General features: G+C 43.8%; 8 protein-coding genes, 1 tRNA gene and 1 pseudogene. 2 read left to right on the forward strand and 8 right to left on the reverse strand.

Translation table 11 applies throughout. The features are described from left to right. Positions 1–525: 525 nt before the first annotated feature. The 7 genes and pseudogenes from LJE09_RS15865 to LJE09_RS15895 all read right to left on the reverse strand — a co-directional run. Complete coding sequence (locus LJE09_RS15865; protein WP_147412533.1) at positions 526–723, reverse strand: hypothetical protein; 198 nt, start codon at positions 721–723, stop codon at positions 526–528. Between the two features lie 300 nt (positions 724–1,023). After that, positions 1,024–2,898, reverse strand: coding sequence for a C40 family peptidase (locus LJE09_RS15870; RefSeq protein WP_227311542.1), 1,875 nt, complete (start codon positions 2,896–2,898; stop codon positions 1,024–1,026). Between the two features lie 350 nt (positions 2,899–3,248). After that, positions 3,249–3,839 (reverse strand): zinc dependent phospholipase C family protein, encoded by a 591-nt coding sequence (locus tag LJE09_RS15875; protein WP_022381034.1) that lies wholly within the window; start codon positions 3,837–3,839, stop codon positions 3,249–3,251. Between the two features lie 131 nt (positions 3,840–3,970). Beyond that, positions 3,971–4,210 carry a hypothetical protein gene (locus LJE09_RS15880; RefSeq protein ID WP_026648494.1) on the reverse strand — a complete coding sequence of 80 codons (240 nt, stop codon included), beginning with the start codon at positions 4,208–4,210 and terminating at the stop codon, positions 3,971–3,973. 231 nt (positions 4,211–4,441) lie between these two features. Further along, positions 4,442–5,374: a homoserine O-acetyltransferase MetA gene (gene metA / locus LJE09_RS15885; protein WP_118633283.1), complete on the reverse strand. Its 933-nt coding sequence runs from the start codon at positions 5,372–5,374 to the stop codon at positions 4,442–4,444. A 25-nt stretch (positions 5,375–5,399) separates the two neighbouring features. Continuing rightward, positions 5,400–7,358, reverse strand: a complete 1,959-nt coding sequence (gene ligA / locus LJE09_RS15890) for an NAD-dependent DNA ligase LigA (RefSeq protein WP_227311543.1) — start codon at positions 7,356–7,358, stop codon at positions 5,400–5,402. A gap of 88 nt (positions 7,359–7,446) precedes the next feature. Further along, positions 7,447–8,127, reverse strand: a pseudogene (locus LJE09_RS15895) (pseudouridine synthase); the annotation flags it as partial. A 198-nt stretch (positions 8,128–8,325) separates the two neighbouring features. Between LJE09_RS15895 and LJE09_RS15900 the strand changes: the two are divergent. After that, positions 8,326–8,397, forward strand: a tRNA-Arg gene (locus LJE09_RS15900). Positions 8,398–8,521: 124 nt separating this feature from the next. After that, on the forward strand, positions 8,522–9,427 hold the full coding sequence (locus LJE09_RS15905; protein WP_020993940.1) for an SH3 domain-containing protein: 906 nt from the start codon (positions 8,522–8,524) through the stop codon (positions 9,425–9,427). Between the two features lie 147 nt (positions 9,428–9,574). Here LJE09_RS15905 and LJE09_RS15910 read toward each other — a convergent pair whose 3' ends face one another. After that, entirely contained in the window at positions 9,575–10,819 is a 1,245-nt protein-coding gene (locus tag LJE09_RS15910; RefSeq protein ID WP_118613586.1) for a polysaccharide deacetylase family protein, read from the reverse strand. Between the last annotated feature and the right edge of the window lie 117 nt (positions 10,820–10,936).

Raw genomic sequence — 10,936 nt, forward strand, 5'->3', positions numbered from 1 at the left:
GGAGGCTATTTGCTAATATGTCCCTAAGTTGACGCTAGGTTGACCACATTGGGGTGCGACCCCGCCAGACCTGTTCAGTATTAATACCAGTCCCGGCAGAGGGTTCTCCCCTAACTGCCTCTATCAGTTAACTCATGCCAGGTTTTACTATTCCAATTTGTTCTAAAACATGTTATACTCAAAAAGCTGTCGAACCTCCAGCAGAAAAGAGGTGGACTCCATGGAAGAAATTCTCACCACATTTCTTGTCTCTGTTATAGCAGGCGTAGTTAGCTACTACATATGCAAATGGCTGGACAGCAGACGATAGACAGCAACAGTCTAAACGGAATAGCTCACCGTAATCGAGCAAGAAAGCCCCCAGAGCTGGCACTCTGAGGGCTTTTGTTTTGCTTCAAGGAATCTCACCACATTCCTTAGCTACTGTTAGTATATGCGCAATGTGCCAAAAAGTCAACTCAAAAATAGTGGGTGAAAAAGCCACAGGCTGGATGGGTGCCAGTCTGTGGCTATCTTAAGATAATCTTATTTACCCTCCGTAGTTTTACATTGCAAAATCTTCTCCAGTTCAGCTACTCTTTTAAGTGCTTCTGTTGTCTCTTTTTGGGCCTTTATTTTTTCTTTTTCAGCAAAATCCGCTCTCTGACGTTCCCTTTCTGTATTTTTGCGTTCAGCTTCCTGACCTTTTTCATACATGATCGTATCTCTCTCAAATCCCTTCATATAGATTAATGACACCGTTACTGAAAACTTATAAAAAATTATAAACTTTTATGTTCCATTCCTACTTCAACGAATATGCTTTTGATGATATAAATATCCATCTACTCACAGGTTTTTGTACTCTCCAGGGGTTTCCATATTTTTGAATATTTTTTTCGTTTTTGAAGCATATTCCGCAGACCAATAAGCAAATTCGTCAGTTTTACTTAACCGTTTAAGTTAACAGATAAAAAAGTTTATACACGAAAAAAGAAGGGAAAGCCAGACTTTTTTGTATGACTTTCTCTTCTTTTATACATTTTATTTTGCCTTAAATACAGCGACTTTCTCTTTTGACAGATCAATCTTATCCGGAAGGATGGAAGTCTTCTCAGTGGATTCCAATGTTGTGAATCCTGTTGAGTCGGAAGTATTTGACTTCATCGCATCCTGCAGAGTATTGCTTACTGTCACATTTGCAGAAAAGATATCTGTTCCTGTGGAAGCTGCTGCATCACCTGTTGTTGTGCTTACCGTACTGCTGCTCTGCATTTCCTGAACCTGTTCCTGTGTCGGGTAGAAGGATGGCTGGCGGATGTAACGGAAGCTTGCACTGTATGCTTCGCCTACTGTTACTCCATTCTTACCGGAGGAGCAGTGTACTGCGATCCAGTCACCTGCGTCTGTTTTACCGCAGAGAATGCCTACATGATTATCGCTTCCTGCTTCCGGTCCTTTCTGGAACACCAGATCTCCGGGCTGTGCATCTGCCTCAGTTACCACGTTTGCTTTCTCCCATTGATCGGAAGTTCCGTCGCCTACAGCTTCCTGCATTGCTTTATCCTGATATCCGTTGATCACTGCCCAGGTGACAAAACCACTGCAGTCCAGTCCGTATGCGCGGATGGTTCCGGTGCTCTTGCTTCCCTCGGCTGATACCTTCTCGCTGGTTCCCCAACCTGGATCTTCACCGATCACTGTGGATTTGCCGCCCCAGAAGTAACCGACTTTACCAACCAGTGAATAGGCTGCGGAGATAACATTTACTCTTTCCTCGGAAACATCATCTCCTACGCTCTCGCGGACAAAACCGTTGGCAGCTGTTACTACCGCGCAGAGGAGTTTGCAGTCTGTCTCCACATATTTCTTAAGGATCGTACGATCCTTTTTTGCGATTTTATTTTTCTTAATATAGTAGTTGATTTTACGATTAGCGTATGTAACGTGAGTGATATCCTGCTTGTCCCTTACGATCGGGTTCATCTCTGCAAAGATTTTCGCAAGGTCTTTCTTGCAGGAAGAATCCAGGGTAAATTCTGTTTTTCCATCCTGGCTCTGCTGATATACATAGACTGCAAGGATATCCTGCCAGTTTTTTACCAGAAGACTGTCTGCAGATGTGGTGGTCTTGCTGCCGTTTACATCGCTGGCATCTGCCACTTTGTTCTTCTCTTTATATTCCTTCTCGATCTCATCCATAACAGAAGCGAAATCATCTGAGAAGGTCAGATTGTAGTTATTCTTCAGGCTGTCCAGATAGAAATCCTTACCTGCGTGGATATTGGACGCATAATATACCGGAGTTCCGGTCTGTGCAGCACTGGTATTACTCGTAAATGGATTATTCGTATTCGCATTGTTCTTCTGCGCTTCCAGCTGAGCAATAGTCGCTTCTGCCTGAACCAGCAGATTATAATTAGAAACCTGTGCCTTCTCTGTATCAGACAAGGCATTATATGCAGTGCGGATGCTCTGAACAGTGGCTTTCTTCTCCAGCGTGATGGTCTGTGCGTTCAACTCTTTGATTCTGTCGATCACATCCTGGGCTGCCTTCGTAATCTGTGAAGACGGTGTTGGTGTAGGATTCGCAGGTGTCGGAGTCGGATCTGTTGGTGTCGGAGTCGGATCTGCCGGTGCAGGTGTTGGCTCTGCAGGTGTTGGTGTCGGATCTGTTGGTGTCGGATCTACCGGTGCAGGAGTCGGGTCTACCGGCGCAGGTGTTGGCTCTGCAGGAGTCGGATCTGCCGGCGCCGGATCCTCTGATCCTGAATCAAAATCACCGGAATCGCTGAAATCAGAACCGTCTGCTGTATACGCAGCAGTATCCTCTGCTGCAAGTACGGACGCAGGACCGGATAATACCATTCCTGACATCAATGTCAGACATAAGAATCTGGTAAGATACTTGTTTTTCATATATCTAAATTGCTCCCTTCTTACTGTGAGCATGTCCTTACCCCCTGTTTATAAGGGCATACTGTCTAAATTACTTTTCACATTATTATGTTATTTCATAAGTGAATTATCCCGAAATATTAACCTGTTTTATTCTAGCATAATCATTTTTTGAAATCAACAGCTCAGGGCAGGTAAATTCCAGATTTGACCAAAATTCATTTTTTTGTCACATTTTAACCGAATCAAGTAAGTCCCCCTGCAGAAGTTGCGAAAAGCAACAAGCAGTGAGGAAGATATGTTTCAGAATGCAGGAAGGCTGTGCGGATATGATTTCCACACAGCCTTCCTGTATTCTTAGCGTATCTCTGTCAGGCTGCCTGAATGGCTCCTGCAAAGTTCTTATTACCAATGCAGATCTGTATCAGTCCCTGCACTACCTGAAAACACATATTCAGGATAAAGCGTATATCCTCTTCCACGCTGCGGAGCTTGTTGAGGTATTTCTCATGAGTAGCTTCGATATAATCGATCAGGGTAGAGAAATCTGCGAAGCGGATGGCCGGTTCCAGATATGCATATGCTTCTCCCTGCTGTATACATTCTTTCAGTCTGTTCTTAAGTACTTTCTCATAATGATTATGCTGGCTGAAGCTTCCTGTATATGTTTTGTTATGAGGAAAGGTAAAATAATCCGCCATATAGTGGATCACTTCGCCGAACCGCCGCCAGTAAACTCTCTGGTTACTCTCATCCGGTCTGATATCTGCCAGTTCTTTCATCCGGTTCTTGACATCTTCAAATGTTCCGTAGAACTCGTGTCTTCTGGTGATAAAGGACGGTTTGATATCCGGCAGAATGCTGCCCAGACAGAAAGCCTTTCTGTGAGACTGCAGGCTTGCTGTGGTCTGCATCTGATCCGCAAGGTATCTTGCTAATAAAATATGTGATTTTTTACGCAATTTTCTTCCTCTTCTTTCTTTTGAGAACCTATCATTCTTATATATGGGAACGAATAATAATCAACTTAACCAACATAGAATACTATAGCAGATTTATACCTGTTATTCAAATAAAATTTTTGTAAACTTTTTCACATTTTCAGTTCAGACAACTGTTTCAGTAATTCCAGGTCACTGTCCTTTACTTTCAGGTTCGTCTCAATCTTCTCTCCCTCAGGAGTGGTGATCGCAATTTCAATAATGCTTCCTTCTTTAAGTCCTTTGCGTGAAACTGCCTGACAGAATGCCGGGAACTTGGGATGATTGCTCTTAAAGGTGTTCCATGCGCCTGTGATCTTCATGATATTTCCTATATTGTTTCCTATGTTCATATGATTGTTGTGTCCTTTCTTATCTCAACTGATTATTCTACATTCTCAAACATCTCTGCAAATGTCATGGAGATTTTCGGAAAATCTTTCAGTGTCACTACTGTATCTGCATTGTACTGCTCAGTTTTGACACCATTTTCTCACATGTTTGACCTCATTTTTACTCCATTTTTGCGTGAAATCATGTAAAAATACGGTAAGATACGTAAAATTGTAAATTCCGCAAACCCTTTAGATCTCGCTGAAATCCGGTGTTCCATACAAGTCGAACGGAGTTGACTGGTAGACATAGTAATTCAGCCAGTTTGTATACAGGTTGTTCGCATGTGCTCTCCACATAAGGAGCGGTCTGTTTTCCGGGTTGTTGTTTTTGTAATAATTCTCCGGGATTTCGATGGGCAGGTTTTTGCTGACATCACGTTTGTACTCACCGTCAAGAGTCACACGATCATATTCCGGATGTCCCATTACAAAGATCTTGCGGCCGCCGTCTGCCATTGCAAGGAAAAGCCCTGCTTCATCGGATTCAGCAAGCACTGTCAGCTCTTTACAGTTATGGATATCCTCGATGGGAACTTCCGTATGTCTGGAATGAGGTGCAAGGAACATATCGTCGAATCCGCGTACCAGCGGAATCTTACGGTTCATCACTTTATGCCAGAAAAGACCGAACATCTTCTTATCAAGTTTGCGTTTTTTCAGTCCATAGTGGTGGTAGAGTCCTGCCTGTGCAGCCCAGCACAGATAAATGGTGGAGGTAACATGGGTGTTTGTCCAGTCCATGATCTCTACCAGTTCCTTCCAGTAGTCTACCTCTTCGAATTCCATCTGCTCTACAGGAGCACCTGTGATGATCATTCCATCGTATTTGTTATTTTTCAGTTCCGGAAATGTCTGATAAAATTTATTCAGATGACTCACAGATGTATTCTTCGCTTCATGGCTCTGTACTGCCATAAAGGTGACATCTACCTGCAGCGGTGTGTTGGAAAGGGAACGCAGAAGCTGAAGCTCTGTCTCCTCTTTCAGAGGCATCAGGTTCAGAATGAGGATCTGAATGGGGCGGATATCCTGATGGGATGCACGTGACTCATCCATCACGAAAATATTTTCTTTTTCCAGAATCTCTTTTACGGGCAGATCGCTCTGTATTTTAATTGGCATTATCTTATCTCCTGTTCTTATTATTTTATTGTTGTGCCATCTTCAGGAAATCTTCTTCCGAAAGGATTGGAATTCCCAGTTCTTTGGCTTTTTTATTCTTTGAAGAATTGGAAGTTGTGTCATTATTGATCAGGTAGTTCGTCTTCGATGTTACTGATCCGGTCACCTTGCCTCCCAGAGACTCAATAAATTCCTTTGCCTGTGCTCTGTTTGCAAAGTGCTCCACACTTCCTGTGATAACGAAATTCATGTTCCGGAAAATCTGCTCACCTGTCTTTTCTTCTTTCTTAACAGTCAGATGGCTCATCAGATGATCCAGTTTTCTGTTATTATCCTCGTTTGAAAAATAATCAGTCAGACTTCCGGCAATTACCGGTCCGATGGTATCAATAGAGCTGATCTCCTCTTTATCTGCATGACGGATCTTCTCCAGATCATCATCAAAATGCCTGCAGATCACTTTTGCATTGGCAAGACCGATATTGGCGATTCCAAGGCTGTAGATCACCTTCGCAAGAGTAGTCTCCTTAGCTTTATCAAGGCTGGTCATCAGGTTCTCAAAGGATTTCTCCCCGAATCCGTCCATCTCCACGATCTCATCACGATGCTTTCCAATCTCAAAAATATCTCCGAAATCATGAATAAAGCCTCTTGCAATGAATTTCTCCAGTGTTGCTTCTGACAGTCCGTCAATGTTCATGGCATCCCTGCTTGCAAAAAGTGCAAAGGATTTGATCTTCTTTGCGGCACAGTCAGGATTTGTACAGTAAAGTGCCTCCACATCATTTACCTTCTGTATCTGTGTTCCATGGCCACATGCAGGGCAAGTATCCGGAATTTCCAGTTTACTGCTGCGTGTGAGGTTTTCTGCAATCTGCGGAATGATCATATTTGCTTTATATACAGTGATCGTATCCCCGATACCAAGCTGCAATTCTTTTAGAATGCTCACATTGTGTACGCTGGCGCGGCTCACAGTGGTTCCCTCCAGCTCAACCGGTTCAAAAACAGCCACCGGATTGATCAGCCCTGTTCTTGACGGGCTCCATTCGATCTCCAGAAGATGGGTTTCTCTGATCTCATCTGCCCATTTGAATGCAAAAGCATTTCTGGGAAATTTCGCTGTTCTTCCAAGGGAATCTCCGTATGCAATATCATCATAAAGAGCAACCAGTCCGTCTGACGGAAAATCATTCTCAGTGATCGCAGTTGAAAAATATTCCATGGCTTCATCCAGCATTGAAGCTGTGACTGTCCTGTATTCCACTACATCAAATCCCTGTTCTTTCAGCCATTCAAACTGCCGGGCTCTTGAATTATGGAAATCAACCCCGTCGGCGCTTACCAGCGTAAATGCGTAGAAACGCACATTCCTGCGGGCTGTGATCTCATTGTTTAACTGGCGGACAGAACCGCTGCATAAGTTTCTCGGATTCTTGTATTTCGCATCAACGTCTTCTATGGATTCATTGATCCGTTCAAAGTCCGAATAGGTAATGATCGCTTCCCCACGCAACACCAGTCTTCCCTGATACGGGATTTTAAGAGGAACGTTCTTAAATACTCTGGCATTATTGGTGACAACCTCTCCTGTCACACCGTTTCCACGTGTAACTGCTTTGGCAAGTTCTCCATTCTCGTAGGTAAGAACGATCGTCAGTCCGTCCAGCTTCCATGACAGAAGCGTTTTGTGTTCCCCGATAAATTCCCTCAGAACTTCTCTGTCCTTAGTCTTGTCCAGAGACAGCATGGGGGATTCGTGTTCTTCTTTTGGAAGCTGGTCAACTGCCTCGTACCCTACGCTTATGGTTGGGCTGTTTGCCAGAACAGTGCCTGTCTCTTTCTCCAGAGCCTGAAGCTCGTCGTACATCTGATCGTACTCTCTGTTGCTTATGATCTCTGTATCCTGCTGGTAATACGCCTTTGCTGCCCTGTCCAGCTTTTGCACCAGCTCTTTCATTCGCATGATCGCTGCTGTTTCCATTCTGTTCTCCTGTTCTGATCACTGTTTCACTTGTGGAAGATTCCAGTAAATGGTTCAGTTCTTCCCATTCCTGTGCTGTGATCTCTCTGTATTCGCCTTCTCTGATCCCGTCCAGAGTCAGATTCATGATCCTGATCCTTTTCAGCTTCTGTACCTCATATCCCAGATACCGGCACATTCTGCGGATCTGCCGGTTCAGTCCCTGTGTCAGAATGATCCGAAAGCTGCATTCTCCTGTCTGCACCACTCTGCATGGTCTGGTCACTGTATCAAGAACAGGGACTCCCTTGCTCATCCTTCGGACAAATTCCCTGTCCACCGGCTTATTCACTGTCACAAAATATTCTTTCTCATGATAGTTTCCGGCGCGCATGATCTTATTGACCAGATCTCCTTCATTTGTCAGAAGGAGAAGGCCCTGTGATTCTTTATCCAGTCTGCCCACAGGATAAACACGCAGAGGATAATCCAGATAATCTGTTACCGTCGTCTCATCAAACTGCTGCTTTGTGCTGCACACGATCCCTCTGGGTTTGTTAAAAAGAAGCAGTACTTTTTTTTCATTTTTATAGACAGGTATATTGTCTGCACAGACCTCATCTTCCAGGCTGACTTTCTGACCGCTTTCTGCTTTTTTTCCGTTTACCGTAATCCTTCCCTCTTCGATCATCCGGTCGGCTTCCCGTCTGGAGCATATGCCTGCCTCGCTTAAATATTTGTTTATTCTGATTTTTTCGTCCATTGTTCTATTATATAATTTTTTGTACATCTTATCAACGGTGAAATTTTGATGGAATTTTTCTGGAAATGTTACTGCTCATACACCACTATCCCGAGACATACAAGCCAAAATAATGCATCTTTTGTAATAAAATAAAAAACTTTACTTTTTTCGGTAATTATGATAATATAGACCTTGTATTAAATAAATTATATAAATCCTTTGAAAATCAGATTTTCAAGATACGCGCCTGTAGCTCAGTGGATAGAGCAGTGGTTTCCGGTACCATGTGCGGGGGTTCGATTCCCTTCAGGCGTGCTGCCTGGGACGTATGTACAGTTCCGGTGCGTTGTATCACAGGAGTTATCAGAATCGGGAACTGTCAGAAATCGTATGGCGGCAGTGAACGGAGCAAACGATAACTCATAAGGAGGACAAGAACTTGGATGATTTTAGAGAATGGTTATCAGATAATCTCCGGTATTTTATGCTGGGTGGAGCTATTCTGATAATTGTGGTTGTCCTGTTTTGCGGCATTCGAGCCTGTTCCGGAAGTAATAAGGGGAATTCCGGAGATGAACAGAAAACCACATCCGAAGACCAGGGAAATGTTCCTTCTTCTCCGATAAGTGAAGGGGAGTCTGACGAGAAGAAAGAAGACGCCAATCCCATGGAAACAGCAGATGCAGATGTTACTGCATTGATCACGAGCTATTATCAGGCTCTGGGGGAAAAAGATATTGCAACGCTGAAGACTCTGGAAGATGATTTTACACCGTCTGATGAGTCAAAAGTCACAAATTTGAAAGATTATATCGAAGGGTATGAAGTAGGCGATGTGTACACGAAGAAAGGTATGACAGATGATTCTTACGTGGTTTACGCCTGTTTCTCGTATATCTGTCAGGGCGTTGAGACCAAGGCCCCTGCACTGACTCAGTTCTATGTATATAAGAACAGCGAAGGAAACTGGGTGATCAATAACGGAGCTTTACAGGATTCTGAGATTTCCGCATATATGGAAAAACAGTTATCAGACAGTGATGTTTCAGCTCTTATAAAGAAGGTGCAGAATGAACTGGATCAGGCACAGCAATCTGATCCGTCTCTTGAAGAATTCCTGAATGGTCTTGGGGAGGAAGCAGGTGTGTCAACAGAGGCAGAAGATGGCACGATGCTTACTGCTTCGGAGGAATGTAATGTACGCGCAGAAGCCAGCACAGATGCTGATATCCTTGGCGTGATCTCAGCAGGTGATCAGGTTCAGAAGACAGGTACTGATGGTGAATGGGTTCAGATCGACTACGACGGTCAGACCGGATACATCAGAGGAGATTTACTTGAATAAAATTGAATATGGAACGTAAAAAATACAGGCGGTTATCCTTGTGGTAACTGCCTGTATTTTTACGTTCCGTTTTTCTGACATTGTTTTTGTCAGCTTCTGCTGGAGATTTTGCTGTTCTTATTACTTTTCGCAACTTCCGCAGGGGACTTACTTGATTCGATTAAATTCACCGTATGTAACTCCTGCCGATAATTCTGTCTGATGAAGGGAAGCCAGTTCGTGCACTGTTACAAGCTGATAGCCTTCTTCGATAAGCTGCGGGATCAGGATCTCGGCTGCATCTACAGAGGTGCTGAAGATATCGTGCATCAGAATAATGGAACCATCTTTTACATTATTCATGACTTCCTCAACCGTAGATTCCACATCCTGCGTTTTCCAGTCCAGAGTGTCAATGGACCACAGAATCATCGGGGTTCCCACAGTTGATTTTACCGTATCATTAACAGATCCATATGGCGGGCGGACCACCGAAGCTCCCTCACCTGTAAGATTTACAAGCTGTTCATCCACTCTTGCAATTTCTGAACTGATCTCATCCGAAGAAAGAGTCGCCAGATCCTTATGGTCATAAGTGTGGTTTCCAAGTTCACAGCCCAGTTTCTTCATGCGTTTTACTTCGTCCGGAAAACTGGCAATCTCAGTACCCACCATAAAGAAAGTTGCCTTTGCATTATTTTCTTCCAGACAGTCCAGAAGACGGTCTGTAAAAGAGCTGGGACCATCATCAAAAGTAAGGGCAACCGACTTCTTTGCCGTAGATGTACCGGACTTGTCAGAGGTAGCTGACTTATCTGAAGATTTCTTCTTCGAGGATTTTTTCTTTGGCGTATAACCTTTCAGAGAACCATCTGTATCCAGTTCATAAGTTTTCTTATCTATTATCACAGTCCCTGTCTGCAGAATGCCATCCATATCAAAATAATACCGCTTCTTTCCGATATCTGTCCAGCCTGTCTGCATAATACCGGTCTCATCCATATAGTACTGTTTCCCATCTGTATCTGTGAACCATCCTGTGTATGGCTTATCATCTACCAGAAACATCCAGTTACTTCCACTGGAAGCCCAGCTGCCCTCTGATGCCTCAGGCGAGATATCAGTGCTTAATGCAGGACCGCCCGGAGAAGCTTCAGATGAATCTGAAGAAGTGCGTCCAAACAGTTTCCCGGAAGAAGAATCCGTAAAATTATCATTGCTATCAGTCAATGTTTCCTCAGAAGTAAACTCCGCAGAATCCTGATCTTCTGACACGAAAGCTCCGGCATCGCTGATGGCATCTGCCTGTGAAGTCACAGCGGAAGAACGGGTGAAAATTCCTCCAAGTATCAGACACAGAATAACAGAAAGTGCGATCAGCCACCGGTTTGTACGTGGTAAATGATCTGACATGAAAGCCTGCCACTCCAAATGTGTTTAAACATACTCAAACACATCGAGAAATTGAAGTCCTCACGAATACTTCTTACTGCTTCATTGTGTATGTTTTGACGATTGCAGGCAATACGC

Source organism: Blautia sp. DFI.3.45, assembly GCF_020593505.1.
Taxonomy (GTDB): Bacteria; Bacillota; Clostridia; order Lachnospirales; family Lachnospiraceae; genus Blautia_A; species Blautia_A wexlerae.

Bases quoted from the DNA above. Each gene is read 5' to 3' on its own strand.
- ligA (WP_227311543.1), bottom strand. From the start codon at position 7,358: ATGGAAACAGCAGCGATCATGCGAATGAAAGAGCTGGTGCAAAAGCTG.
- LJE09_RS15910 (WP_118613586.1), bottom strand. From the start codon at position 10,819: ATGTCAGATCATTTACCACGTACAAACCGGTGGCTGATCGCACTTTCT.
- metA (WP_118633283.1), bottom strand. From the start codon at position 5,374: ATGCCAATTAAAATACAGAGCGATCTGCCCGTAAAAGAGATTCTGGAA.
- LJE09_RS15865 (WP_147412533.1), bottom strand. From the start codon at position 723: ATGAAGGGATTTGAGAGAGATACGATCATGTATGAAAAAGGTCAGGAA.
- LJE09_RS15880 (WP_026648494.1), bottom strand. From the start codon at position 4,210: ATGAACATAGGAAACAATATAGGAAATATCATGAAGATCACAGGCGCA.
- LJE09_RS15870 (WP_227311542.1), bottom strand. From the start codon at position 2,898: ATGAAAAACAAGTATCTTACCAGATTCTTATGTCTGACATTGATGTCA.